Origin of the sequence: Pseudomonas sp. B34(2017), assembly GCF_002112915.1 — a bacterium.
Classification (GTDB): Bacteria; Pseudomonadota; Gammaproteobacteria; order Pseudomonadales; family Pseudomonadaceae; genus Aquipseudomonas; species Aquipseudomonas pharyngis.
This window is the reverse complement of record NZ_NEJA01000008.1, coordinates 307,919-332,853: the sequence shown is the minus strand read 5'-3', so window position 1 is coordinate 332,853 and position 24,935 is coordinate 307,919. Positions and strand designations below refer to the sequence as shown.

The following is a 24,935-nucleotide window of genomic DNA, read 5'->3' as shown; positions in this document are numbered from 1 at the left end:
GAATTTCTTGACGACCATAGAGCGTTGGAACCACCTGATCCCATCCCGAACTCAGAAGTGAAACGATGCATCGCCGATGGTAGTGTGGGGTTTCCCCATGTGAGAGTAGGTCATCGTCAAGATTAAATTCCGAAACCCCAATTGCGAAAGCAGTTGGGGTTTTGTTTTGCCTGCAGGAAAATGGATCGTTTGAATTCTATGCAGCGGCCTGGTGCATGGCTATTATTCGGGCCTCATTTTGAGGCGAGATCAGCATGCTGACGTTGTTGAACCTTCTGAAGGATGGTCGATTCCATTCCGGTCAGGCCTTGGGTGTTGCCCTGGGAATTAGTCGAAGTGCGGTGTGGAAGCAGCTTCAGCATCTGGAAGCAGAGCTTGGGTTATCCATACATAAAGTTCGAGGGCGGGGCTATCAATTGGCCTCGCCGCTGACGCTGCTTGACTCGCGCGAAATAGAGGAAAGTATTGCTGACTGGTCTGTCAGTGTCTTTGATTCCATCGACTCAACTAATGCGGAATCGCTGCGCGCGATAGATCGAGGACGGGTGGCGCCCTTTCTTATACTGGCTGAACGGCAGAGTTCCGGGCGAGGGCGCAGGGGGCGTAAATGGGTGAGTCCATTTGCCGAAAACCTTTATTACAGTCTCGTGTTGCGCATCGATGGTGGGATGCGTCAGCTCGAGGGGCTAAGTCTTGTTGTCGGTTTGGCGGTCAGGCAGGCCTTGCATGTGCTAGGGGTGCCAAGTGCAGGGCTGAAGTGGCCCAATGATGTATTGGTCGGACGAAAAAAAATCGCCGGGATCCTGCTAGAGCTGGTTGGTGATCCAGCAGACGTTTGCCATGTAGTGTTGGGCATAGGCATCAATGTCAACATGCAGGCTACGGACGAAGTCGATCAGCAATGGACTTCAATGCGCCTAGAGTCGGGCAAGTCTTGTGATCGCAATGCTCTGGCGGTTGAGCTGAGTAAGCAGTTGCAACTCTATCTGCAGCGTCACCAATCGGGCGGCTTTTCTGCGCTTCAGGCGGAGTGGGAGGCGAGCCATTTGTGGCAAGGGCGGCCGGTTTCTCTCACTGCCGGTGTCAATAAGGTAGATGGTGTGGTGCTGGGAATCGATAATCAAGGCGCGCTGCGGCTAAAGGTGGATGGTGTGGAAAAGGTCTTTAGTGGTGGTGAGCTCAGCTTGAGGTTGCGTGATGATTCTTGAGCTCGATTGTGGAAACAGTTTTATTAAGTGGCGGGTACTGAATGCCGAGCTGAGAGTCTTGGTCGCGGAAGGTGTGGTCGATTCTGATGGGGCATTGGTTGAGGGGCTTCGATCGCTTGAGAAAATATCTCTCGATAAATGTCGCCTTGTCAGTGTAAGAACTGAAGATGAAACTAATTTGCTGATTGGCTTGCTCAGGCGTGAATTCGGCATTTCCGTCGTCTGTGCGGCGCCTGCTCGCGAGATGTCCGGTGTAAAGAATGGTTACGACGATTATGAGCGTCTTGGCCTCGATCGCTGGCTGGCGATGCTTGGTGGTTTTCACTTGGCTAAAGGGGCTTGTCTTGTTCTAGATTTCGGGACAGCGGTGACTGCCGATTTCATCTCGGCGGACGGTGATCATCTGGGGGGCTTCATTTGCCCTGGCATGCCGCTAATGCGTAATCAGCTACGTACTCATACTCGAAAAATCCGCTATGGGGATCTCGCGGCGGAGCGAGCGTTGACCAGTCAGGCTCCTGGGCGCAACACGGCTGAGGCTGTAGAGCGTGGCTGTTCGTTGATGCTCAGAGGGTTCGTATTGACGCAGCTGGAGATGGCGCATTCCTACTGGGGTGATGACTACAGTGTCTTCATTACGGGGGGTGATGCCGAACTGGTCTCGGATGTTGCGCCTGGCGCTCGGGTTGTTTCCGATTTGGTGTTCGTGGGTTTGGCTATGGCGTGTCCTTTGTCCTGAGGTTTGTATGCGTTGGTTGTTCCTTCTGCTTCTGGTACTCAATGTTTTTTATTACGTCTGGCATCAGCAGGAGGCCCCGCTACGCGCAAAGGATGTCACGCCGCTCAGTCTTTATCGTGGCTCGCAACAGGATATTCGCTTGCTGAGTGAGGCTGGTGGTGATGCTCCCCGTGAAAAAAGGACTGGTGGAAAGTCTGATGAGCAGTGTCTTTACGTAGGTGGTTTGGCGCGTCCCGAGTCCGCTCGGGCGTTAGAGCAGCGTTTGACGGAGCTTGGAGCAAAAGCTCTTCCTTCGTCAAAAGAGTCTTCCGGCGGCTCATATTGGTTCCAGCTTGCGCCCGAAACCCAGCGTTTACTGGGTGATGCTCAGCTACGAAACCTTTCCAAGGAATTCAATGGGTTAAAACATAAAATAATGCCGTGCGAGGGGGTTGCACCTACTGAATAGTTTGCATAGAATGGCGCCCGCTCCACAGCGAAGACCTGAAAAGGTTGATGTGATAGAGTGATGTCAACGCAGCTAACCTCAGGTTTTTAAATGAGAAAATGCTTGACAGAGGGTTGGCATAGTATAGAATGCCGGCCTGATTAGGAGGGGTTCCCGAGCGGCCAAAGGGATCAGACTGTAAATCTGACGTCTACGACTTCGAAGGTTCGAATCCTTCTCCCTCCACCAGATTTTAGCGTGAGCTGCAGGCTCCGCGGGTATAGTTTAGTGGTAGAACCTCAGCCTTCCAAGCTGATGATGCGGGTTCGATTCCCGCTACCCGCTCCAAGTTTGCAGGTTGTGCAAAGTGTTACGCTCTTGTAGCTCAGTTGGTAGAGCACACCCTTGGTAAGGGTGAGGTCAGCGGTTCAAATCCGCTCAAGAGCTCCATATAACAAGGCAGATATGAAAATATCTGCCTTTGTTTTAATGGCTTAAGTTGTTTGCTCAATTTCTTCTGTTAGGGGTGATATCGATGGCTAAGGAAAAATTTGATCGTTCCCTGCCGCACGTCAACGTTGGCACCATCGGTCACGTAGACCACGGTAAAACCACGTTGACCGCTGCTCTGACTCGCGTCTGCTCCGAAGTTTTCGGTTCGGCCGTAGTTGAGTTCGACAAGATCGACAGCGCGCCAGAAGAAAAAGCTCGCGGTATCACCATCAACACCGCGCACGTTGAGTACAACTCGAACATTCGTCACTACGCTCACGTTGACTGCCCAGGTCACGCTGACTACGTGAAGAACATGATCACTGGTGCTGCGCAGATGGACGGCGCGATCCTGGTTTGCTCGGCCGCTGATGGTCCGATGCCACAAACCCGTGAGCACATCCTGCTGTCCCGTCAGGTAGGCGTTCCGTACATCGTGGTTTTCCTGAACAAGGCTGACCTGGTAGACGACGCTGAGCTGCTGGAACTGGTTGAGATGGAAGTTCGCGACCTGCTGTCCACCTATGACTTCCCAGGCGACGACACTCCGATCATCATCGGTTCTGCTCGTATGGCGCTGGAAGGCAAAGACGACAACGAAATGGGCACCACCGCTGTTAAGAAGCTGGTGGAAACTCTGGACAGCTACATCCCAGAGCCAGAGCGTGCTATCGACAAGCCGTTCCTGATGCCAATCGAAGACGTGTTCTCGATCTCGGGTCGCGGTACTGTTGTAACTGGCCGTATCGAGCGCGGTATCGTTCGCGTTCAGGACGCCCTGGAAATCGTTGGTCTGCGTGACACCACCACCACCACCTGCACCGGTGTTGAGATGTTCCGCAAGCTGCTGGATGAAGGTCGTGCTGGCGAGAACTGCGGCGTTCTGCTGCGTGGTACCAAGCGTGACGACGTTGAGCGTGGTCAGGTTCTGGTTAAGCCGGGTTCGGTTAAGCCGCACACCAAGTTCACCGCAGAAGTTTACGTTCTGAGCAAGGAAGAGGGCGGTCGTCACACTCCGTTCTTCAAAGGCTACCGTCCACAGTTCTACTTCCGTACTACTGACGTGACTGGTAACTGCGAGCTGCCAGAAGGCGTTGAAATGGTAATGCCAGGTGACAACATTCAGATGACTGTTACCCTGATCAAAACCATCGCGATGGAAGACGGTCTGCGTTTCGCAATCCGTGAAGGCGGCCGTACCGTTGGTGCTGGCGTCGTGGCTAAGATCATCGAGTAAACAGTTGTAATGTCTTTTTCAGGCCGGCATAATGGTCGGCCTGATTTTGTTTTAGGTCAGTAGCTCAATTGGCAGAGCGACGGTCTCCAAAACCGTAGGTTGGGGGTTCGATTCCCTCCTGACCTGCCAGATTCACTTGGTGTGTCTGGCTTTCTTTTCACAGGATCTTCATAGATGACTCCTAAAGCTGAAGCTCAAGGCTCTCGCTTCGATTTACTCAAGTGGCTCGTCGTAGTCGCTTTGGTAATTGTTGGCGTTGTCGGTAATCAGTATTACGCTGCTTCGCCGATCCTGTACCGTGTACTCGCATTGCTTGTCATTGCTGCTGTAGCCGCCTTTGTAGGTCTGCAGACTGCCAAGGGCAAGTCTTTCTTTGTACTGGTTAAGGAAGCTCGCACCGAGATTCGTAAAGTCGTATGGCCAACTCGCCAAGAAACCACGCAGACCACGCTGATTGTTGTGGCTGTTGTTCTGGTTATGGCGTTGCTGTTGTGGGGGCTTGATTCCCTGCTCGGCTGGCTTGTTTCCTTGATTGTCGGCTAAGGGTGTCCCGTGGCTAAGCGTTGGTACGTTGTGCATGCTTACTCGGGTTACGAGAAGCATGTAATGCGTTCGTTGATCGAGCGTGTAAAGCTGGCTGGCATGGAAGATGGCTTCGGCGAAATTCTGGTTCCCACTGAAGAAGTGGTTGAAATGCGTAATGGCCAGAAACGCAAAAGCGAGCGCAAATTCTTCCCAGGTTATGTGCTGGTTCAGATGGATATGAACGAGGGTACTTGGCACTTGGTCAAGGATACTCCTCGGGTGATGGGTTTTATCGGCGGTACTGCTGATAAGCCGGCACCAATCACCGATAAAGAAGCTGAGGCGATTTTGCGTCGCGTTGCCGACGGTAGCGACAAGCCGAAGCCGAAGACGTTGTTCGAGCCAGGCGAAACCGTTCGAGTCAATGACGGGCCGTTCGCTGACTTTAACGGCGTTGTTGAAGAAGTTAACTACGAAAAGAGCCGGATCCAAGTGGCAGTGCTCATTTTCGGACGCTCTACTCCGGTAGAGTTGGAGTTCAGTCAGGTCGAAAAGGTCTAGCTGAGCAAGCATCCCAACCCCGCAGCCCTAGGCTGTGGGGTTTTGTCGTCACTGGGATAAACGCGCAAGTAACCGGGGAGCCTTTCGAGGCGTTCGAACCCGTAATTGGAGTGCCTCATGGCCAAGAAGATTACCGCTTACATCAAGCTGCAAGTGAAGGCCGCTCAGGCTAACCCAAGTCCACCTGTTGGTCCTGCTCTGGGTCAGCACGGCGTGAACATCATGGAATTCTGCAAAGCTTTCAACGCCCGTACCCAGGGTCTGGAAGCTGGTCTGCCGACTCCAGTGATCATCACGGTCTACAGCGACCGTAGCTTCACTTTCGAAACCAAATCCACCCCTGCTTCGGTTCTGCTGAAGAAGGCGGCCGGTCTGACCAGCGGTTCCGCTCGTCCGAACACCGTTAAGGTTGGCACTGTTACCCGTGCTCAGCTGGAAGAAATCGCGAAAACCAAAAACGCGGATCTGACTGCAGCTGATATGGATGCAGCCGTGCGTACTATCGCCGGTTCTGCTCGTAGCATGGGCCTTAACGTGGAGGGTGTGTAATGGCTAAGCTGACCAAGCGTCAAAAGGCTATCGCCGGCAAAATCGAAGCAGGCAAGGCTTACAACATTGTAGACGCCGCTGCACTGCTGGCCGAGCTGTCGACTGTCAAGTTCAGCGAGTCGTTCGACGTAGCTGTAAACCTGGGCGTAGACCCGCGTAAATCCGACCAGGTTGTTCGTAGCGCTACTGTGCTGCCACACGGCACTGGCAAGACTGTTCGCGTTGCTGTGTTCACCCAGGGTCCAGCTGCTGAGGCCGCTCTGGCTGCCGGCGCTGACCGTGTAGGTATGGACGACCTGGCTGCCGAAATGAAAGGCGGCGACCTGAACTATGACGTAGTGATCGCATCCCCGGATGCCATGCGCGTTGTAGGTCAACTGGGTCAGATCCTCGGTCCACGTGGTCTGATGCCTAACCCGAAAGTCGGCACTGTTACCCCAGACGTCGCTACCGCGGTTAAAAATGCCAAGGCTGGTCAGGTTCGTTATCGCACCGACAAAAACGGCATCATTCACACTTCCGTTGGCAAGATCGGCTTCGATGCCGTCAAGCTGAAGGAAAACGTTGAAGCCCTGATCGCTGATCTGAAGCGTATCAAGCCAGCTTCTTCGAAAGGTATCTACGTCAAGCGCGTTACCCTGAGCACCACTATGGGCCCAGGTCTGGTCATCGATCAGAGCTCGCTGGACGCATAAGACAAAAATTGGCGCAGTTGACTGCGCCAATTGAAAGATTGGGGTCCCTGCCTGGCGGGGGCTATCCAAGACCGTAGGCGACGCAAGTCTTAAACCTCAAGCCTACGCAGATGGTGCTCCCGGTTCCTTACCGAATCAGACACCAAAACGACATTCGGTTTCGATCGAATGAAACGGTAACAAGCAGGAGTTAAACCCGTGGCAATTAATCTCGAAGACAAGAAGGCCATCGTCGCTGAAGTCAACGAGGCTGCCAAAGTCGCTCTGTCCGCTGTCGTGGTTGATGCCCGTGGCGTAACAGTAGGCGCAATGACCGGACTCCGTAAAGAGGCTCGTGAAGCTGGCGTTTACGTACGTGTTGTACGTAACACCCTGCTCAAGCGCGCTGTTGCTGACACTCCTTACAGTGTCCTCAACGACGTGTTCACCGGCCCGACCCTGATTGCATTCTCCAACGAACACCCGGGCGCTGCTGCTCGTCTGTTCAAGGAATTTGCCAAGGGTCAGGACAAGTTCGAGATCAAGGCAGCTTCGTTCGAGGGCAAGTTCCTCGCAGCGAATGAGATCGACGTGCTGGCAAGCCTGCCAACTCGCGACGAAGCTATTGCGAAACTGATGAGCGTGATTCAAGGCGCTACCAGCAAGCTGGCTCGTACTCTGGCGGCAATTCGCGATCAGAAAGAAGCAGCTGCAGCCTGAGGCTGAGCGTTTCCACTCTCGCGTATTTTTGTTTATTTCGACGGCCGTACAGGCTGTCCACCAAATCAGGAATTGAGTCATGTCTCTGACTAACGAACAAATCATCGAAGCAATCGGCCAGAAAACCGTTCTGGAAGTTGTTGAGCTGATCAAAGCAATGGAAGAAACCTTCGGCGTGACCGCTGCTGTTGCTGCTGCTGGTCCAGCTGCTGCTGCCGCTGTTGTTGAAGAGCAAACCGAGTTCAACGTTGTTCTGGTTGAAGCCGGCGAGAAGAAAGTAAACGTGATCAAGGCAGTTCGTGAACTGACCGGTCTGGGCCTGAAAGAAGCCAAAGAGAAAGTCGACGGCGCTCCTCAGGTTGTAGCTGAAGGCGTTTCGAAAGAAGCTGCTGAAGACGCTAAGAAGAAGCTGGAAGAAGCAGGCGCTAAAGTCGAGCTGAAGTAAGCATCGACTTTGCTCCTCCAGCCCGAGCGTCAAGCGACAGGCTGATGGCTGGTGGCTCTTGCCACCGGCCTTTTTCCGTTATTGGCAGCCGACTGGGTCGGTGTCGATAACGAGCTGTAACCACCCGATGCGGTGGCGCAAACCATGGGGTTTGCACGATTTTCTGGCTGCTCCCGTCGGGAGGGGCCAAACAAGCAGGTGACCAAGCTGGGGAACGCTGATGGCTTACTCATATACTGAGAAAAAACGTATCCGCAAGGACTTTAGCAAGTTGCCGGACGTCATGGATGTGCCTTACCTCCTGGCCATCCAGCTGGATTCGTATCGTGAATTCTTGCAAGCGGGAGCGACTAAAGATCAGTTCCGCGACGTGGGCCTGCATGCGGCCTTCAAATCCGTTTTCCCGATCATCAGCTACTCCGGCAATGCTGCGCTGGAGTACGTCGGTTATCGCCTGGGCGAACCGGCATTTGATGTCAAAGAATGCGTATTGCGCGGTGTAACTTTCGCCGTACCTTTGCGGGTAAAAGTGCGCCTGATCATTTTCGACAAAGAATCGTCGAACAAAGCGATCAAGGACATCAAAGAGCAAGAAGTCTACATGGGTGAAATCCCATTGATGACTGAGAACGGTACCTTTGTAATCAACGGTACCGAGCGTGTTATCGTTTCCCAGCTGCACCGTTCCCCGGGCGTGTTCTTCGACCACGACCGTGGCAAGACGCACAGCTCCGGCAAACTGCTGTACTCCGCGCGCATCATTCCTTACCGCGGTTCGTGGCTGGACTTCGAGTTCGACCCGAAAGACTGCGTATTCGTGCGTATCGACCGTCGTCGCAAGCTGCCAGCCTCGGTACTGCTGCGCGCGCTTGGTTATACCACCGAGGAAGTGCTGGACGCGTTCTACACCACCAACGTATTCCACGTGAAAGGCGAAGGCCTGAGCCTGGAGCTGGTGCCTCAGCGCCTGCGTGGTGAAGTTGCTGTTCTCGACATCCAGGACGACAAAGGCAAGGTGATTGTTGAGCAGGGCCGTCGTATTACTGCCCGCCACATCAACCAGCTGGAAAAAGCCGGGATCAAAGAGCTGGACGTGCCTCTGGATTACGTTCTGGGTCGTACCACCGCCAAGGCGATCGTGCACCCGGCTACCGGTGAGATCCTGGCAGAGTGCAATACCGAGCTGTCGACCGAGATCCTGGCGAAAATCGCCAAGGCCGGCGTCGTACGCATCGAAACTCTGTACACCAACGACATCGACTGCGGTCCGTTCGTCTCCGACACTCTGAAGATCGACTCCACCAGCAACCAATTGGAAGCGCTGGTCGAGATCTATCGCATGATGCGTCCAGGCGAGCCGCCAACCAAAGACGCTGCCGAGACCCTGTTCAACAACCTGTTCTTCAGCCCTGAGCGCTATGACCTGTCTGCGGTCGGCCGGATGAAGTTCAACCGTCGTATCGGTCGTACCGAGATCGAAGGTTCGGGCGTGCTGTGCAAGGAAGACATCGTCGCGGTACTGAAGACTCTGGTCGACATCCGTAACGGTAAAGGCATCGTCGACGACATCGACCACCTGGGTAACCGTCGTGTTCGCTGCGTAGGCGAAATGGCCGAGAACCAGTTCCGCGTTGGCCTGGTACGTGTTGAGCGTGCGGTCAAAGAGCGTCTGTCGATGGCTGAAAGCGAAGGCCTGATGCCGCAAGACCTGATCAACGCCAAGCCAGTGGCTGCGGCGGTGAAAGAGTTCTTCGGTTCCAGCCAGCTGTCGCAGTTCATGGACCAGAACAACCCGCTGTCCGAGATCACCCACAAGCGTCGTGTCTCTGCACTCGGCCCTGGCGGTCTGACTCGTGAGCGCGCGGGCTTCGAAGTCCGTGACGTACACCCGACTCACTACGGTCGTGTCTGCCCGATTGAAACGCCTGAAGGTCCGAACATCGGTCTGATCAACTCGCTGGCTGCTTACGCTCGCACCAACCAGTACGGCTTCCTCGAGAGCCCGTACCGCGTGGTGAAAGAGGGTGTGGTCACCGACGACATCGTGTTCCTGTCCGCCATTGAAGAAGCCGATCACGTGATCGCGCAGGCTTCGGCGACCATGAACGAGCAGAAAGTACTGATCGACGAACTGGTTGCCGTACGTCACCTGAACGAATTCACCGTCAAGGCGCCGGAAGACGTCACCTTGATGGACGTTTCGCCGAAGCAGGTTGTTTCGGTTGCAGCGTCGCTGATTCCGTTCCTCGAGCACGACGACGCCAACCGTGCGTTGATGGGTTCGAACATGCAGCGTCAAGCTGTACCAACCCTGCGCGCTGACAAGCCGCTGGTCGGTACCGGCATGGAGCGTAACGTGGCTCGCGACTCCGGCGTTTGCGTCGTGGCTCGTCGTGGCGGCGTGATCGACTCTGTTGATGCCAGCCGTATCGTGGTTCGCGTTGCCGATGACGAAGTTGAAACCGGCGAAGCTGGTGTCGACATCTACAACCTGACCAAATACACCCGCTCGAACCAGAACACCTGCATCAACCAGCGTCCGCTGGTGAGCAAGGGTGATCGTGTTCAGCGTGGCGACATCATGGCCGACGGTCCGTCCACCGACATGGGTGAACTGGCGCTGGGTCAGAACATGCGCATCGCGTTCATGGCATGGAACGGCTTCAACTTCGAAGACTCCATCTGCCTGTCCGAGCGTGTGGTTCAGGAAGACCGTTTCACCACGATCCACATTCAGGAACTGACCTGTGTGGCTCGTGACACCAAGCTTGGCCCAGAGGAAATCACTGCGGACATCCCTAACGTGGGTGAAGCTGCACTGAACAAGCTGGACGAAGCCGGTATCGTTTACGTAGGTGCTGAAGTCGGCGCAGGCGACATCCTGGTAGGTAAGGTCACTCCGAAAGGCGAGACCCAACTCACTCCGGAAGAAAAACTGCTGCGCGCAATCTTCGGTGAGAAAGCCAGCGACGTTAAAGACACTTCCCTGCGTGTGCCCACCGGCACCAAAGGTACTGTCATCGACGTACAGGTCTTCACTCGTGACGGCGTTGAGCGTGATGCTCGTGCCCTGTCGATCGAGAAGTCCCAGCTGGACGAGATCCGCAAGGATCTGAACGAAGAGTTCCGCATCGTTGAAGGCGCGACCTTCGAGCGTCTGCGTTCCGCTCTGGTAGGCCACAAGGCTGAGGGTGGCGCGGGCCTGAAGAAAGGTCAGGACATCACCGACGAAGTACTCGACGGTCTTGAGCATGGTCAGTGGTTCAAACTGCGCATGGCTGAAGATGCTCTGAACGAGCAGCTCGAGAAGGCCCAGGCCTACATCGTTGATCGTCGCCGTCTGCTGGACGACAAGTTCGAAGACAAGAAGCGCAAACTGCAGCAGGGCGATGACCTGGCTCCAGGTGTGCTGAAAATCGTCAAGGTTTACCTGGCAATCCGTCGTCGCATCCAGCCGGGCGACAAGATGGCCGGTCGTCACGGTAACAAAGGTGTGGTCTCCGTGATCATGCCGGTTGAAGACATGCCGCACGATGCCAATGGCACACCGGTCGACGTCGTCCTCAATCCACTGGGCGTACCTTCGCGTATGAACGTTGGTCAGATCCTTGAAACCCACCTCGGCCTCGCGGCCAAAGGTCTGGGCGAGAAGATCAACCGGATGGTCGAAGAGCAGCGTAAAGTCGCTGAACTGCGTACTTTCCTGGACGAGATCTACAACCAGATCGGCGGTCGTAACGAAGATCTGGACAGCTTCTCCGATCAGGAAATCCTGGATCTGGCGAAGAACCTGCGTGGCGGTGTTCCAATGGCCACTCCAGTGTTCGACGGTGCCAAGGAAAGCGAAATCAAGGCCATGCTGAAACTGGCAGACCTGCCAGAAAGCGGCCAGATGCAGCTGACCGACGGCCGTACCGGCAACAAGTTCGAGCGTCCAGTTACCGTTGGCTACATGTACATGCTGAAGCTGAACCACTTGGTAGACGACAAGATGCATGCGCGTTCTACCGGTTCGTACAGCCTGGTTACCCAGCAGCCGCTGGGTGGTAAGGCGCAGTTCGGTGGTCAGCGTTTCGGGGAGATGGAGGTCTGGGCACTGGAAGCATACGGTGCTGCTTACACTCTGCAAGAAATGCTCACAGTGAAGTCGGACGATGTGAACGGCCGGACCAAGATGTACAAAAACATCGTGGACGGCGATCACCGTATGGAGCCGGGCATGCCCGAGTCCTTCAACGTGTTGATCAAGGAAATTCGTTCCCTCGGCATCGATATCGATCTGGAAACCGAATAACACGTGACGCGATCGAGAGCGGGGCAGGATTGCCCGCTCTCTGCTCCGCCAGGAGGAAAGGCCTTGAAAGACCTACTGAATTTGCTGAAAAACCAGGGTCAAGTCGAAGAGTTCGACGCCATCCGTATCGGATTGGCCTCGCCTGAGATGATCCGCTCGTGGTCGTTCGGTGAAGTTAAAAAGCCGGAAACCATCAACTACCGTACGTTCAAACCTGAGCGTGACGGTCTGTTCTGCGCCAAGATCTTTGGCCCGGTAAAGGATTACGAGTGCCTGTGCGGTAAGTACAAGCGCTTGAAGCACCGTGGTGTGATCTGCGAGAAGTGCGGCGTTGAAGTTGCACTGGCCAAGGTTCGTCGTGAGCGCATGGCGCACATCGAACTGGCTTCGCCGGTTGCCCACATCTGGTTCCTGAAATCGCTGCCGTCCCGTATCGGCCTGCTGATGGACATGACCCTGCGTGATATCGAACGCGTTCTCTACTTCGAGAGCTATGTCGTTATCGATCCGGGCATGACCACTCTTGAAAAAGGTCAGTTGCTGAACGACGAGCAGTACTTCGAAGCGCTGGAAGAGTTCGGTGACGATTTCGACGCCCGCATGGGTGCTGAAGCTGTCCGTGAACTGCTGCACGCTATCGACCTGGAACACGAGATTGGCCGTCTGCGTGAAGAGATTCCGCAAACCAACTCCGAAACCAAGATCAAGAAGCTGTCCAAGCGTCTGAAGTTGATGGAAGCCTTCCAGGGTTCCGGCAACCTGCCAGAGTGGATGGTGCTGACCGTTCTGCCGGTTCTGCCGCCAGATCTGCGTCCACTGGTCCCGCTGGATGGCGGTCGTTTCGCGACTTCCGACCTCAACGACTTGTATCGTCGAGTGATCAACCGTAACAACCGTTTGAAGCGCCTGCTGGATCTGTCCGCTCCGGACATCATCGTGCGCAACGAAAAGCGTATGTTGCAGGAAGCTGTCGATGCACTGCTCGACAACGGTCGTCGTGGCCGCGCTATCACAGGTTCCAACAAGCGTCCTCTGAAATCCCTGGCTGACATGATCAAGGGTAAGCAAGGTCGTTTCCGTCAGAACTTGCTCGGTAAGCGTGTTGACTACTCCGGTCGTTCGGTAATTACCGTAGGTCCGACCCTGCGTCTGCACCAGTGCGGTCTGCCGAAGAAGATGGCTCTCGAGCTGTTCAAGCCATTCATTTTCGGCAAGCTGGAAATGCGTGGTCTGGCGACCACCATCAAAGCGGCCAAGAAAATGGTCGAGCGCGAGCTGCCGGAAGTTTGGGACGTTCTCGCTGAAGTTATTCGCGAACACCCGGTTCTTCTCAACCGTGCACCGACCCTTCACCGTCTGGGTATCCAGGCGTTTGAACCGGTACTGATCGAAGGTAAGGCTATCCAGCTGCACCCGCTGGTCTGCGCCGCGTACAACGCCGACTTCGACGGCGACCAAATGGCCGTGCACGTACCGCTGACGCTGGAAGCCCAGCTCGAAGCGCGTGCGTTGATGATGTCGACCAACAACATTCTGTCGCCAGCCAACGGTGAGCCAATCATCGTTCCGTCGCAGGACGTTGTATTGGGTCTCTACTACATGACTCGTGAAGCGATCAACGCCAAGGGCGAAGGTCGTGTGTTCGCGGATCTGCAGGAAGTTGACCGTGTGTTCCGTGCCGGCGAAGCCGCACTGCACGCCAAGATCAAGGTTCGTATCAACGAAACCGTGAACGATCGTGACGGCAACAGCGTGAACAACACCCGTATCGTCGACACCACTGTCGGCCGTGCGCTGCTGTTCCAGGTTGTGCCAAAAGGTCTGTCGTTCGACGTCGTCAACCTGCCGATGAAGAAAAAGGCGATCTCCAAGCTGATCAACCAGTGCTACCGCGTGGTTGGTCTGAAAGAGACCGTGATCTTCGCTGACCAGTTGATGTACACCGGTTTTGCCTACTCGACCATCTCCGGCGTTTCCATCGGTGTTAACGACTTCGTTATCCCGGACGAAAAAGCCCGCATCATCGGTGCTGCCACCGACGAAGTGAAAGAAATCGAGAGCCAGTACGCCTCCGGCCTGGTAACCCAGGGCGAGAAGTACAACAAAGTGATCGACCTTTGGTCGAAAGCGAACGACGAAGTCTCCAAGGCGATGATGGCCAACCTCTCGAAAGAGAAAGTCATCGACCGTCACGGCGACGAAGTCGAGCAAGAATCGTTCAACTCGATGTACATGATGGCCGACTCGGGTGCGCGGGGTTCCGCAGCACAGATTCGTCAGCTGGCCGGTATGCGTGGTCTGATGGCCAAGCCGGACGGTTCCATCATTGAAACGCCGATTACTGCGAACTTCCGTGAAGGTCTGAGCGTACTCCAGTACTTCATCTCGACTCACGGTGCTCGTAAAGGTCTGGCGGATACCGCGTTGAAAACTGCGAACTCCGGTTACCTGACTCGTCGTCTGGTAGACGTGGCGCAGGATCTGGTCGTGACCGAGATCGATTGCGGCACCGAACACGGTCTGCTGATGACTCCGCACATTGAAGGCGGTGACGTTGTAGAACCGTTGGGTGAGCGCGTATTGGGTCGTGTCATCGCCCGTGACGTATTCAAGCCGGGTACCGAGGACGTTATCGTTCCTGCAGGCACTCTGGTAGACGAGAAGTGGGTTGAGTTCATCGAGCTGAACAGCATCGACGAAGTGATCGTGCGTTCGCCGATCAGCTGCGAAACCCGCTATGGCATTTGCGCCAAGTGCTACGGCCGTGACCTGGCTCGTGGTCACCAGGTGAACATCGGTGAAGCGGTCGGCGTTATCGCTGCCCAGTCCATCGGTGAGCCGGGTACCCAGTTGACGATGCGTACGTTCCACATCGGTGGTGCGGCAAGCCGTACTTCCGCAGCCGACAGCGTTCAGGTGAAGAATGGCGGTACCGTCCGTCTGCACAACCTGAAACACGTTGAGCGTGTGGATGGCAACCTGGTTGCTGTGTCTCGTTCCGGTGAGCTGGCAATCGCTGACGACTTCGGTCGTGAGCGCGAGCGTTACAAGCTGCCGTACGGTGCCGTGATTTCGGTTAAAGAAGGTGACAAGGTCGACGCTGGCGCAATCGTGGCCAAGTGGGATCCGCACACTCACCCGATCGTTACCGAAATGAAAGGTACCGTGACCTACGTGGGCATGGAAGAAGGCATCACGATCAAGCGTCAGACTGACGAATTGACCGGTATGACCAACATTGAAGTACTCGATGCCAAAGACCGTCCGGCTGCCGGCAAGGACATCCGTCCTGCGGTGAAGATGGTTGATGACAACGGCAAGGATCTGTTGCTGCCAGGCACTGACGTTATCGCTCAGTACTTCCTGCCAGCCAACGCCCTGGTCGGTGTTGCGGACGGTGCGAAGATTGCGATCGGTGATGTTATCGCTCGTATCCCGCAAGAAACTTCGAAAACCCGTGACATCACCGGTGGTCTGCCGCGTGTTGCCGACCTGTTCGAAGCCCGTCGTCCGAAAGAAGCGTCGATTCTGGCTGAAGTCAGCGGCACCATCGCGTTCGGTAAAGAGACCAAAGGCAAGCGCCGTCTGGTCATTACCCCGAACGACGGTAGCGATCCGTACGAAGAGCTGATTCCGAAGTGGCGTCACCTGAACGTGTTCGAAGGCGAACAGGTAAACCGCGGCGAAGTTATCTCCGACGGTCCGAGCGATCCGCACGACATCCTGCGTCTGCTGGGTGTGAGCGCGCTGGCCAAGTACATCGTCAACGAGATCCAGGACGTTTATCGTCTGCAAGGCGTGAAGATCAACGACAAGCACATCGAGACCATCCTGCGTCAGATGCTGCGTAAAGTTGAGATCTCCGAGTCCGGCGATTCCAGCTTCATCAAGGGCGACCAGATGGAACTGACTCACGTTCTGGTAGAGAACGAGCGTCTGAATGCGGAAGACAAGTTTGTTTCCAAGTTCACCCGCGTTCTGCTGGGTATCACCAAGGCGTCGTTGTCGACCGAATCGTTCATCTCGGCGGCTTCCTTCCAGGAAACCACCCGCGTACTGACCGAAGCGGCGGTAACCGGCAAGCGCGATTACCTGCGCGGCCTGAAAGAAAACGTGGTCGTGGGTCGTCTGATCCCGGCCGGTACCGGTCTGGCTTATCACAGCGAGCGCAAGCGTCGTCGTGATGCGGACAAGCCGTTGCGCGTAAGCGCCAGTGAAGTGGAAGCTGCACTGACCGAAGCGCTGAACTCGAGCGGTAACTGAGTTCTGCGAAAAATGAGCTGAGGCCCTGATCAAGCCGTTCATCGAATCGAGACAATTTGTCGAGGTTCGACGAGCGGGGAGGTCGGGGCCTTGCCTTGACTGGGGGCAAGATCCTCTTTAGACTCTTGATCCCCTAAATTTGGCGGGAATTCGTTCCTGCCATTTTGCTTTTCTTGCAAGACAATAGCGTCGCAAGACAACAGTGGAGCTAGTAGATGGCAACTATCAACCAGCTGGTACGTCAGCCGCGTAAGCGTATCGTCGAGAAATCCGACGTGCCTGCGCTGCAGAACTGCCCGCAACGTCGTGGCGTGTGCACCCGTGTGTACACCACTACGCCGAAAAAACCTAACTCGGCACTGCGTAAAGTATGCCGTGTGCGTCTGACCAACGGTTTCGAGGTTTCCTCGTACATCGGTGGTGAAGGCCACAACCTGCAAGAGCACAGCGTGGTACTGATCCGCGGCGGTCGTGTAAAAGACTTGCCAGGTGTTCGTTACCACACCGTTCGCGGCTCCTTGGATACTTCCGGCGTTAAAGGCCGTAACCAGGGTCGTTCGAAGTACGGTACCAAGCGTCCGAAGTAATCGGCCGTTTTGCAGATTTTCATTTTATTGAGTCGATAAGAGTAAGGTCGGGCGCGCATCCACTGGATCTGTCCCGAGCTAACCTGAAGACCGTTTGAGGGCTTATCAATGCCAAGACGTCGCGTAGCAGCAAAGCGTGAGATTCTGGACGATCCGAAATACGGAAGCCAAATCCTCGCCAAATTCATGAACCACGTTATGGAAAGCGGCAAGAAAGCCGTTGCCGAGCGTATCGTTTATGGTGCCCTGGAAACCGTTGCGGCTCGCAAGACCGGCACCGATCCCCTGGAACTCTTCGAAAAAGCACTCGACGCCATCGCTCCGCTGGTCGAAGTGAAGTCGCGCCGCGTTGGTGGTGCTACTTACCAGGTTCCGGTCGAGGTTCGTCCGTCCCGTCGTAACGCTCTGGCAATGCGCTGGTTGGTAGACTTCGCCCGCAAGCGTGGCGAGAAGTCTATGGCTCTGCGCTTGGCTGGCGAGCTGCTGGATGCTGCTGAAGGTAAAGGTGCTGCTGTTAAGAAGCGTGAAGACGTGCACCGTATGGCCGAAGCTAACAAAGCTTTCTCGCACTACCGCTTCTAATTTTAGCTTCACTAATTTTGCGAGGGCTTTATGGCTCGTACTACTCCGATTAGTCGCTACCGTAACATCGGTATCGTCGCTCACGTGGATGCTGGTAAAACCACCACCACCGAGCGCGTCCTTTTTTACACTGGCAAAAGTCACAAAATGGGCGAGGTGCATGATGGCGCCGCGACCACAGACTGGATGGTTCAGGAGCAGGAGCGTGGTATTACCATTACTTCTGCTGCCATTACCGCCTTCTGGAAAGGTTCCGAGAAGCAGTACCCACACGAGCATCGCTTCAACGTAATCGATACCCCGGGTCACGTAGACTTCACCATTGAAGTAGAGCGTTCCCTGCGCGTACTCGACGGCGCTGTCGTTGTGTTCTGCGGTACTTCGGGTGTTGAGCCTCAGTCGGAAACCGTATGGCGTCAGGCCAACAAATACGGCGTTCCACGTCTTGTTTACGTAAACAAGATGGACCGTGCTGGTGCAAACTTCCTGCGTGTGATCGGTCAGATCAAACAGCGTCTGGGTCACACTCCGGTGCCGATCCAGCTGGCTATCGGTTCGGAAGACAACTTCCAGGGCCAGATCGACCTGATCAACATGCAAGCTGTCTACTGGAATGACTCTGACAAGGGTATGGTTCCGGTTCGCAAGGAAATCCCTGCGGACATGCTCGAGCTGGCTGAAGAGTGGCGCAACAACATGGTTGAAGCCGCCGCCGAAGCCAACGAAGACCTGATGAACAAGTACCTGGAAGGTGAAGAGCTGTCGATCGCTGAGATCAAGGCTGCTTTGCGTGCACGTACTATCGCCGGCGAAATCGTTCTGGCTGTTTGCGGTTCTTCGTTCAAGAACAAGGGCGTTCCCCTGGTTCTCGACGCCGTTATCGACTTCCTGCCTGCTCCGACCGACATTCCTGCTATCAAGGGTTCCAACCCTGATAACGAGGAAGAAGAGATGGAGCGTCATGCAAGCGACGACGAGCCGTTCGCGGCCTTGGCGTTCAAGATCGCTACCGACCCATTCGTGGGTACCTTGACCTTCGTCCGCGTTTACTCGGGTGTGTTGAACTCCGGCGACGGCGTGATCAACTCGGTTAAAGGCAAGAAAGAGCGCGTGGGTCGTATGGTGCAAATGCACGCAAACGCCCGTGAAGAGATCAAGGAAGTGCGCGCTGGCGACATCGCGGCCCTGATCGGCATGAAGGACGTCACCACTGGTGAAACCCTCTGCAACGCTGACAAGCCAATCATCCTGGTTCGCATGGACTTCCCGGAGCCGGTTATTTCGGTTGCCGTAGAGCCTAAAACCAAGGATGACCAGGAAAAAATGGGTATCGCTCTGGGCAAACTTGCTCAGGAAGACCCGTCTTTCCGTGTTAAAACTGATGAAGAGACTGGTCAAACGATCATCTCCGGCATGGGCGAGCTGCACCTGGACATCCTGGTTGACCGGATGCGCCGTGAGTTCAACGTCGAAGCCAACATCGGCAAGCCGCAGGTTTCGTACCGTGAGCGCATCACGAAGAACTGCGAAATCGAAGGCAAGTTCGTTCGTCAGTCCGGCGGTCGTGGCCAGTTCGGTCATTGCTGGATTCGCTTTGCTCCTGCTGACGAAGGTGAGGAAGGTCTGCAATTCCTGAACGAAGTAGTGGGTGGTGTGGTTCCTAAGGAATACATCCCGGCTATCCAGAAGGGTATCGAAGAGCAGATGAAGAACGGCGTTGTTGCCGGCTATCCGCTGATCGGCCTGAAGGCTACCGTGTTCGATGGTTCTTACCACGACGTCGACTCCAACGAGATGGCGTTTAAAGTGGCTGCTTCCATGGCGACCAAGCAACTGGCCCAGAAGGGCGGTGGTGAGTTGCTCGAGCCGATCATGGCGGTAGAGGTTGTTACGCCTGAAGACTATATGGGTGATGTGATGGGCGACCTTAACCGTCGTCGCGGCATGATCCAGGGTATGGAAGACACAGTGTCCGGCAAGGTTATCCGTGCCGAAGTTCCACTGGGTGAGATGTTCGGTTATGCGACCGACGTTCGTTCCATGTCCCAGGGTCGCGCAAGCTACTCTATGGAATTCAAAAAATACGAGACGGCTCCGTCGCACATCGTCGAATCCGTTACCAAAAAACAAGGCTGATTCAGCCCCTTTAGGCTAGGAGTTAATTGTCGTGGCTAAAGAAAAATTTGATCGTTCCCTACCGCACGTAAACGTTGGCACCATCGGCCACGTTGACCACGGTAAAACCACTCTGACCGCTGCTCTGACTCGCGTCTGCTCCGAAGTTTTCGGTTCGGCCGTAGTTGAATTCGACAAGATCGACAGCGCACCAGAAGAAAAAGCTCGCGGTATCACCATCAACACCGCGCACGTTGAGTACAACTCGAACATTCGTCACTACGCTCACGTTGACTGCCCAGGTCACGCTGACTACGTGAAGAACATGATCACCGGTGCTGCTCAAATGGACGGCGCTATCCTGGTTTGCTCGGCCGCTGATGGTCCGATGCCACAAACCCGTGAGCACATCCTGCTGTCCCGTCAGGTAGGCGTTCCGTACATCGTGGTTTTCCTGAACAAGGCTGACCTGGTAGACGACGCTGAGCTGCTGGAACTGGTTGAGATGGAAGTTCGCGACCTGCTGTCCACCTATGACTTCCCAGGCGACGACACTCCGATCATCATCGGTTCTGCTCGTATGGCGCTGGAAGGCAAAGACGATAACGAAATGGGCACCACCGCTGTTAAGAAGCTGGTGGAAACTCTGGACAGCTACATCCCAGAGCCAGAGCGTGCTATCGACAAGCCGTTCCTGATGCCAATCGAAGACGTGTTCTCGATCTCGGGTCGCGGTACTGTTGTGACCGGTCGTATCGAGCGCGGTATCGTTCGCGTTCAGGACGCCCTGGAAATCGTTGGTCTGCGTGACACCACCACCACCACCTGCACCGGTGTTGAGATGTTCCGCAAGCTGCTGGACGAAGGTCGTGCTGGCGAGAACTGCGGCGTTCTGCTGCGTGGTACCAAGCGTGACGACGTTGAGCGTGGTCAGGTTCTGGTTAAGCCGGGTTCGGTTAAGCCGCACACCAAGTTCACCGCAGAAGTTTACGTTCTGAGCAAGGAAGAAGGCGGCCGTCACACTCCGTTCTTCAAAGGCTACCGTCCACAGTTCTACTTCCGTACTACTGACGTGACTGGTAACTGCGAGCTGCCAGAAGGCGTTGAAATGGTAATGCCAGGTGACAACATTCAAATGACTGTTACCCTGATCAAAACCATCGCGATGGAAGACGGTCTGCGTTTCGCAATCCGTGAAGGCGGCCGTACCGTTGGTGCTGGCGTCGTAGCTAAAATCATCGAGTGATCTCTTTATTGAGTCAGCTCTGATGAGTTGAAAAAGCCCCCGCTTAGCGGGGGCTTTTTTATTGGGTTGACACCTATCTGGGGCGTCTATAGAATTGCGCCTCCTTTTAACGGGCGTATTGCGCCCGGTGGGAATAGCAGCCGGAGTCTGAAATCCAATGCAAAATCAGCAAATCCGTATCAGGTTGAAGGCTTTTGACCATCGCCTGATCGACCAATCAACCCAGGAAATCGTGGAAACCGCGAAACGTACTGGTGCTCAAGTGCGTGGTCCAATTCCACTGCCTACCCGTAAAGAGCGGTTCACCGTTCTGGTTTCCCCGCACGTCAACAAAGACGCGCGTGACCAGTACGAAATCCGCACTCATAAGCGCGTTCTGGACATCGTTCAGCCAACGGATAAAACCGTTGATGCACTTATGAAGCTTGATCTTGCGGCCGGTGTGGAAGTGCAGATCAGCCTCGGCTAAGACTCGGTCTTGGTCGTGTAACGCTCTGAAATGGGCGGCCATAGCGGGTGAAAGCCCCGTACACTCATGAGGTTTACAACATGACTATTGGTGTAGTCGGTCGTAAAGCGGGTATGACCCGTATTTTCACCGAAGAAGGTGTCTCCATTCCGGTCACGGTCATTGAGATCGAGCCGAATCGCGTCACCCAGTTCAAAACTGAAGAAACCGATGGCTATCGTGCAGTGCAAGTCACTGTCGGCGAGCGTCGTGCTTCCCGTGTTACAGCTGCTCAAGCTGGCCACTTCGCCAAGGCGAACGTTGCCGCTGGTCGTACCGTAATGGAATTCCGTCTTGAAGAAGGCGAGTACCAGGCCGGCGATCTGATCAACGCTGAAATCTTCGCTGCTGGTCAACTGGTTGATGTAACCGGTCAGTCCAAAGGTAAAGGCTTCCAGGGTACGATCAAGCGTTGGAACTTCCGCGGGCAAGATAACACCCACGGTAACTCCGTATCCCACCGCGTCCCAGGCTCTATCGGCCAGTGCCAGACTCCTGGTCGTGTATTCAAGGGCAAAAAAATGTCCGGTCATATGGGCGCTGAGCGCGTGACCGTGCAGTCCCTGGAAGTAGTGCGCGTGGACGCTGAACGCAATCTGTTGTTGGTCAAGGGCGCTGTACCTGGCGCTACTGGCGGCAACCTGGTTGTACGTCCGGCAGCCAAGGCTCGCGGTTAAGGGGAAGCTGACATGCAATTAAATGTAAATGACGCTCAAGCGATCGAAGTTTCCGAACTGACATTTGGCGGCGAGTTCAACGAGACGCTGGTTCACCAAGCAGTCGTGGCCTACATGGCTGGCGGCCGTCAGGGTAGCAAGCAGCAGAAGACCCGTTCCGACGTTCGTGGTGGCGGCAAGCGCCCATGGCGTCAGAAAGGTACTGGCCGTGCTCGTGCCGGTACTATTCGCAGCCCAATCTGGCGCGGCGGCGGCACCACCTTTGCAGCTCGTCCACAGGATCACTCCCAGAAGCTGAACAAGAAGATGTATCGCGCAGCAATGCGTTCCATCCTTGCTGAGCTGGTGCGTACTGATCGTCTGGTCGTGGTTCAGGACTTCGCAGTTGAAACTCCGAAAACCAAAGACCTGCTGGGCAAACTGAACAACATGAGCCTGACCGATGTTCTGATCGTGTCGGACGCTGTTGATCAGAACCTGTACCTGGCTGCTCGCAACCTGCCACACGTTGATGTACGTGACGTGCAAGGTTCCGATCCAGTTAGTCTGATCGCATACGACAAGGTGTTGATCACCGTGTCGGCCGTGAAGAAATTCGAGGAGCTGCTGGGATGAACCAGGAACGCGTATTTAAAGTTCTGCTTGGCCCGCACGTTTCCGAGAAGGCTACGGTTCTGGCAGACAAGAAAGGCCAGTTCGTTTTCAAGGTTGCTACTGATGCAACCAAGCTGGAAATCAAGAAGGCCGTCGAAAGCCTGTTCAGCGTGAAAGTTGAGCGTGTTACTACCCTGAATGTTCTGGGTAAGAGCAAGCGCACCGCTCGCGGTCTGGGCAAGCGTAATGACTGGAAGAAGGCAGTTATCTCCCTTCAGCCAGGCCAAGATCTCGATTTCAGCAGCAGTGCTGAGTAAGGAAGGGGTGCATCATGGCAATCGTTAAATGCAAACCGACTTCCCCTGGCCGCCGTTTTGTGGTCAAGGTGGTCAACCAGGAGCTGCATAAAGGCGCTCCTCACGCACCGCTGCTCGAGAAAAAATCGAAGTCTGGTGGTCGTAACAACAATGGCCGTATTACCACTCGTCACATCGGTGGTGGTCATAAGCAGCATTATCGTCTGGTCGACTTCCGTCGCAACGACAAGGATGGCATCGCTGCCACTGTCGAGCGTATCGAATACGATCCAAACCGTACTGCTCACATCGCTCTGCTGCTGTACGCAGATGGCGAGCGTCGCTACATCATCGCCCCTAAAGGCGTGAGCGCTGGCGACCAGCTGATCGCAGGTGCTCTGGCACCGATCAAGCCGGGCAACGCTCTGCAACTGCGCAACATTCCAGTTGGTAGCACCGTACACGGCATCGAACTGAAGCCAGGTAAAGGCGCGCAAATCGCTCGTTCCGCTGGCGCTTCGGCTCAGCTGATCGCTCGTGAAGGCGTTTACGTGACCCTGCGTCTGCGTTCGGGTGAAATGCGTAAAGTACTGGCTGAGTGCCGTGCGACCCTGGGCGAAGTCTCGAACTCCGAGCACAGCCTGCGTTCGCTGGGTAAAGCTGGTGCCAAGCGCTGGCGTGGCGTTCGCCCAACCGTTCGTGGTGTTGCCATGAACCCGGTTGACCACCCACATGGTGGTGGTGAAGGTCGTACCTCTGGTGGTCGTCATCCGGTATCGCCATGGGGCTTCCCGACTAAGGGCGCGAAGACTCGTGGTAATAAGCGTACCGACAAAATGATCGTCCGTCGTCGCAAGTAAATAGAGGGATACGACAGTGCCACGTTCTCTGAAAAAAGGTCCTTTTATTGATCTTCACCTACTGAAGAAGATCGAAGTGGCGGCGGAAAAGAACGATCGCAAACCAATTAAGACTTGGTCGCGTCGTTCGATGATCCTGCCACAAATGGTCGGTCTGACCATCGCAGTACACAACGGTCGTCAGCACGTCCCAGTTCTCGTTAACGAAGACATGGTCGGCCACAAACTGGGCGAGTTCGCCGGTACCCGCAACTATCGCGGGCACGTGGCAGACAAGAAAGCCAAGCGTTAAGGGGTAAGGAAATGGAAGTAGCCGCTAAGTTGTCGGGCGCTCGAATCTCCGCCCAGAAAGCCCGCTTGGTCGCCGACCAGATCCGCGGGAAGAAGGTGGGCGAAGCGCTCAACCTGTTGGCTTTCAGCAGTAAGAAAGCCGCCGAGATCATGAAAAAAGTGCTGGAGTCGGCCGTAGCCAACGCCGAGCATAACGAAGGCGCAGACGTTGATGACCTGAAGGTCAGCACCGTTTTCGTCAACGAAGGGCGTTCGCTGAAGCGCATCATGCCACGTGCCAAAGGCCGTGCTGATCGCATCGTCAAGCGGTCTTGCCATATCACTGTCAAGGTTGCTGACAAGTAACGGAGTCGAAGAGATGGGTCAGAAAGTACATCCCATTGGCATTCGCCTGGGAATCGTCAAGGAGCACACCTCCGTCTGGTACGCAGACGGTCGGACTTATGCGGACTACTTGTTCGCTGATCTGAAGGTGCGTGAATACCTCCAAGACAAACTAAAAAGCGCGTCCGTAAGCCGTATCGATATCCATCGTCCGGCTCAAACTGCACGCATCACCATCCACACCGCTCGTCCAGGTATTGTTATCGGGAAGAAAGGTGAAGATGTTGAGAAACTGCGTCAGGACCTGACCAAGCAAATGGGTGTGCCTGTGCACATCAATATCGAAGAGATCCGCAAGCCGGAGCTCGACGGTATGCTGGTTGCGCAGAGCGTAGCTCAGCAGCTGGAGCGTCGTGTAATGTTCCGTCGCGCCATGAAGCGCGCTGTACAGAACGCCATGCGCATTGGTGCCAAAGGCATCAAAATCCAAGTGAGCGGTCGTCTCGGCGGTGCTGAAATCGCACGTACTGAATGGTATCGCGAAGGTCGTGTGCCACTGCACACCCTGCGTGCCGACATCGACTATGCCAACTACGAAGCTCACACCACTTACGGTGTGATCGGTGTAAAGGTTTGGATCTTCAAAGGCGAAGTAATTGGTGGTCGCCAAGAAGAGCTGAAGCCACAAGCACCAGCGCCTCGTAAAAAAGCTGCTAAGTAA

The 24,935-nt window shown here is 55.2% G+C and carries 24 protein-coding genes, 4 tRNA genes and 1 rRNA gene; all 29 read left to right on the top strand.

Features of this window, described 5'->3' with window-relative positions:
- Positions 1–6: 6 nt before the first annotated feature.
- The 29 genes from rrf (at position 7) to rpsC (ending at position 24,935) form a co-directional block, all read left to right on the top strand.
- Positions 7–122: ribosomal RNA gene (rrf, locus tag CAF80_RS25670) — 5S ribosomal RNA — on the top strand.
- 132 nt (positions 123–254) lie between these two features.
- Positions 255–1,208, top strand: coding sequence for a bifunctional biotin--[acetyl-CoA-carboxylase] ligase/biotin operon repressor BirA (gene birA / locus CAF80_RS25665; protein WP_074692372.1), 954 nt, complete (start codon positions 255–257; stop codon positions 1,206–1,208).
- Entirely contained in the window at positions 1,198–1,947 is a 750-nt protein-coding gene (locus CAF80_RS25660) for a pantothenate kinase (RefSeq protein ID WP_039773325.1), read from the top strand. The genes birA and CAF80_RS25660 overlap by 11 nt, the downstream gene beginning before the upstream one ends.
- Positions 1,948–1,954: 7 nt before the next feature.
- Positions 1,955–2,395 carry a hypothetical protein gene (locus CAF80_RS25655; protein ID WP_074692370.1) on the top strand — a complete coding sequence of 147 codons (441 nt, stop codon included), beginning with the start codon at positions 1,955–1,957 and terminating at the stop codon, positions 2,393–2,395.
- Positions 2,396–2,538: 143 nt separating this feature from the next.
- A tRNA-Tyr gene (locus tag CAF80_RS25650) sits at positions 2,539–2,623 on the top strand.
- A gap of 25 nt (positions 2,624–2,648) precedes the next feature.
- A tRNA-Gly gene (locus CAF80_RS25645) sits at positions 2,649–2,722 on the top strand.
- A 26-nt stretch (positions 2,723–2,748) separates the two neighbouring features.
- A tRNA-Thr gene (locus CAF80_RS25640) sits at positions 2,749–2,824 on the top strand.
- Positions 2,825–2,909: 85 nt separating this feature from the next.
- Entirely contained in the window at positions 2,910–4,103 is a 1,194-nt protein-coding gene (tuf, locus tag CAF80_RS25635; protein WP_010220303.1) for an elongation factor Tu, read from the top strand.
- A gap of 53 nt (positions 4,104–4,156) precedes the next feature.
- Positions 4,157–4,232, top strand: a tRNA-Trp gene (locus tag CAF80_RS25630).
- Positions 4,233–4,277: 45 nt separating this feature from the next.
- Positions 4,278–4,646: a preprotein translocase subunit SecE gene (gene secE, locus CAF80_RS25625; protein WP_007957600.1), complete on the top strand. Its 369-nt coding sequence runs from the start codon at positions 4,278–4,280 to the stop codon at positions 4,644–4,646.
- A 9-nt stretch (positions 4,647–4,655) separates the two neighbouring features.
- A complete protein-coding gene (gene nusG / locus CAF80_RS25620; RefSeq protein ID WP_007957598.1) occupies positions 4,656–5,189 on the top strand; it encodes a transcription termination/antitermination protein NusG in 534 nt (177 codons plus the stop codon).
- Between the two features lie 117 nt (positions 5,190–5,306).
- Complete coding sequence (gene rplK, locus CAF80_RS25615) at positions 5,307–5,738, top strand: 50S ribosomal protein L11 (protein ID WP_003228756.1); 432 nt, start codon at positions 5,307–5,309, stop codon at positions 5,736–5,738.
- On the top strand, positions 5,738–6,433 hold the full coding sequence (gene rplA / locus CAF80_RS25610) for a 50S ribosomal protein L1 (RefSeq protein ID WP_003228754.1): 696 nt from the start codon (positions 5,738–5,740) through the stop codon (positions 6,431–6,433). The genes rplK and rplA overlap by 1 nt, the downstream gene beginning before the upstream one ends.
- Positions 6,434–6,631: 198 nt before the next feature.
- On the top strand, positions 6,632–7,132 hold the full coding sequence (gene rplJ, locus CAF80_RS25605; protein ID WP_007957597.1) for a 50S ribosomal protein L10: 501 nt from the start codon (positions 6,632–6,634) through the stop codon (positions 7,130–7,132).
- A 79-nt stretch (positions 7,133–7,211) separates the two neighbouring features.
- Entirely contained in the window at positions 7,212–7,577 is a 366-nt protein-coding gene (gene rplL, locus CAF80_RS25600) for a 50S ribosomal protein L7/L12 (RefSeq protein WP_007957596.1), read from the top strand.
- A 220-nt stretch (positions 7,578–7,797) separates the two neighbouring features.
- Complete coding sequence (rpoB, locus tag CAF80_RS25595) at positions 7,798–11,871, top strand: DNA-directed RNA polymerase subunit beta (protein ID WP_039772428.1); 4,074 nt, start codon at positions 7,798–7,800, stop codon at positions 11,869–11,871.
- Positions 11,872–11,934: 63 nt separating this feature from the next.
- Positions 11,935–16,134 (top strand): DNA-directed RNA polymerase subunit beta', encoded by a 4,200-nt coding sequence (rpoC, locus tag CAF80_RS25590; RefSeq protein WP_007957594.1) that lies wholly within the window; start codon positions 11,935–11,937, stop codon positions 16,132–16,134.
- A 215-nt stretch (positions 16,135–16,349) separates the two neighbouring features.
- A complete protein-coding gene (gene rpsL, locus CAF80_RS25585) occupies positions 16,350–16,721 on the top strand; it encodes a 30S ribosomal protein S12 (RefSeq protein WP_003186084.1) in 372 nt (123 codons plus the stop codon).
- 108 nt (positions 16,722–16,829) lie between these two features.
- Positions 16,830–17,303, top strand: a complete 474-nt coding sequence (gene rpsG, locus CAF80_RS25580; RefSeq protein ID WP_007957592.1) for a 30S ribosomal protein S7 — start codon at positions 16,830–16,832, stop codon at positions 17,301–17,303.
- A gap of 30 nt (positions 17,304–17,333) precedes the next feature.
- The gene (fusA, locus tag CAF80_RS25575) at positions 17,334–19,439 is read left to right on the top strand and encodes an elongation factor G (RefSeq protein WP_074692362.1); all 2,106 of its coding nucleotides are present in this window, start codon (positions 17,334–17,336) and stop codon (positions 19,437–19,439) included.
- 31 nt (positions 19,440–19,470) lie between these two features.
- Entirely contained in the window at positions 19,471–20,664 is a 1,194-nt protein-coding gene (gene tuf, locus CAF80_RS25570) for an elongation factor Tu (protein ID WP_010220303.1), read from the top strand.
- A 157-nt stretch (positions 20,665–20,821) separates the two neighbouring features.
- Positions 20,822–21,133, top strand: a complete 312-nt coding sequence (rpsJ, locus tag CAF80_RS25565) for a 30S ribosomal protein S10 (RefSeq protein WP_003186070.1) — start codon at positions 20,822–20,824, stop codon at positions 21,131–21,133.
- 80 nt (positions 21,134–21,213) lie between these two features.
- Positions 21,214–21,849 (top strand): 50S ribosomal protein L3, encoded by a 636-nt coding sequence (gene rplC / locus CAF80_RS25560; RefSeq protein ID WP_007955641.1) that lies wholly within the window; start codon positions 21,214–21,216, stop codon positions 21,847–21,849.
- A gap of 12 nt (positions 21,850–21,861) precedes the next feature.
- Complete coding sequence (gene rplD / locus CAF80_RS25555) at positions 21,862–22,464, top strand: 50S ribosomal protein L4 (RefSeq protein ID WP_003228735.1); 603 nt, start codon at positions 21,862–21,864, stop codon at positions 22,462–22,464.
- Complete coding sequence (gene rplW / locus CAF80_RS25550; RefSeq protein ID WP_002555488.1) at positions 22,461–22,760, top strand: 50S ribosomal protein L23; 300 nt, start codon at positions 22,461–22,463, stop codon at positions 22,758–22,760. The genes rplD and rplW overlap by 4 nt, the downstream gene beginning before the upstream one ends.
- A gap of 14 nt (positions 22,761–22,774) precedes the next feature.
- A complete protein-coding gene (gene rplB / locus CAF80_RS25545) occupies positions 22,775–23,599 on the top strand; it encodes a 50S ribosomal protein L2 (protein ID WP_003186055.1) in 825 nt (274 codons plus the stop codon).
- Between the two features lie 16 nt (positions 23,600–23,615).
- Entirely contained in the window at positions 23,616–23,891 is a 276-nt protein-coding gene (gene rpsS, locus CAF80_RS25540) for a 30S ribosomal protein S19 (RefSeq protein WP_011336172.1), read from the top strand.
- An 11-nt stretch (positions 23,892–23,902) separates the two neighbouring features.
- Positions 23,903–24,235 (top strand): 50S ribosomal protein L22, encoded by a 333-nt coding sequence (gene rplV, locus CAF80_RS25535; protein WP_003103908.1) that lies wholly within the window; start codon positions 23,903–23,905, stop codon positions 24,233–24,235.
- Positions 24,236–24,248: 13 nt separating this feature from the next.
- Positions 24,249–24,935, top strand: a complete 687-nt coding sequence (gene rpsC / locus CAF80_RS25530) for a 30S ribosomal protein S3 (protein ID WP_003176422.1) — start codon at positions 24,249–24,251, stop codon at positions 24,933–24,935.

Coding starts and splice junctions, on each gene's coding strand:
- birA (WP_074692372.1), top strand. CDS start 255: ATGCTGACGTTGTTGAACCTTCTGAAGGATGGTCGATTCCATTCCGGT.
- CAF80_RS25660 (WP_039773325.1), top strand. CDS start 1,198: ATGATTCTTGAGCTCGATTGTGGAAACAGTTTTATTAAGTGGCGGGTA.
- CAF80_RS25655 (WP_074692370.1), top strand. CDS start 1,955: ATGCGTTGGTTGTTCCTTCTGCTTCTGGTACTCAATGTTTTTTATTAC.
- tuf (WP_010220303.1), top strand. CDS start 2,910: ATGGCTAAGGAAAAATTTGATCGTTCCCTGCCGCACGTCAACGTTGGC.
- secE (WP_007957600.1), top strand. CDS start 4,278: ATGACTCCTAAAGCTGAAGCTCAAGGCTCTCGCTTCGATTTACTCAAG.
- rplK (WP_003228756.1), top strand. CDS start 5,307: ATGGCCAAGAAGATTACCGCTTACATCAAGCTGCAAGTGAAGGCCGCT.
- rplA (WP_003228754.1), top strand. CDS start 5,738: ATGGCTAAGCTGACCAAGCGTCAAAAGGCTATCGCCGGCAAAATCGAA.
- rplL (WP_007957596.1), top strand. CDS start 7,212: ATGTCTCTGACTAACGAACAAATCATCGAAGCAATCGGCCAGAAAACC.
- rpoB (WP_039772428.1), top strand. CDS start 7,798: ATGGCTTACTCATATACTGAGAAAAAACGTATCCGCAAGGACTTTAGC.
- rpsL (WP_003186084.1), top strand. CDS start 16,350: ATGGCAACTATCAACCAGCTGGTACGTCAGCCGCGTAAGCGTATCGTC.
- rpsG (WP_007957592.1), top strand. CDS start 16,830: ATGCCAAGACGTCGCGTAGCAGCAAAGCGTGAGATTCTGGACGATCCG.
- fusA (WP_074692362.1), top strand. CDS start 17,334: ATGGCTCGTACTACTCCGATTAGTCGCTACCGTAACATCGGTATCGTC.
- rpsJ (WP_003186070.1), top strand. CDS start 20,822: ATGCAAAATCAGCAAATCCGTATCAGGTTGAAGGCTTTTGACCATCGC.
- rplC (WP_007955641.1), top strand. CDS start 21,214: ATGACTATTGGTGTAGTCGGTCGTAAAGCGGGTATGACCCGTATTTTC.
- rplD (WP_003228735.1), top strand. CDS start 21,862: ATGCAATTAAATGTAAATGACGCTCAAGCGATCGAAGTTTCCGAACTG.
- rplW (WP_002555488.1), top strand. CDS start 22,461: ATGAACCAGGAACGCGTATTTAAAGTTCTGCTTGGCCCGCACGTTTCC.
- rplB (WP_003186055.1), top strand. CDS start 22,775: ATGGCAATCGTTAAATGCAAACCGACTTCCCCTGGCCGCCGTTTTGTG.
- rplV (WP_003103908.1), top strand. CDS start 23,903: ATGGAAGTAGCCGCTAAGTTGTCGGGCGCTCGAATCTCCGCCCAGAAA.
- rpsC (WP_003176422.1), top strand. CDS start 24,249: ATGGGTCAGAAAGTACATCCCATTGGCATTCGCCTGGGAATCGTCAAG.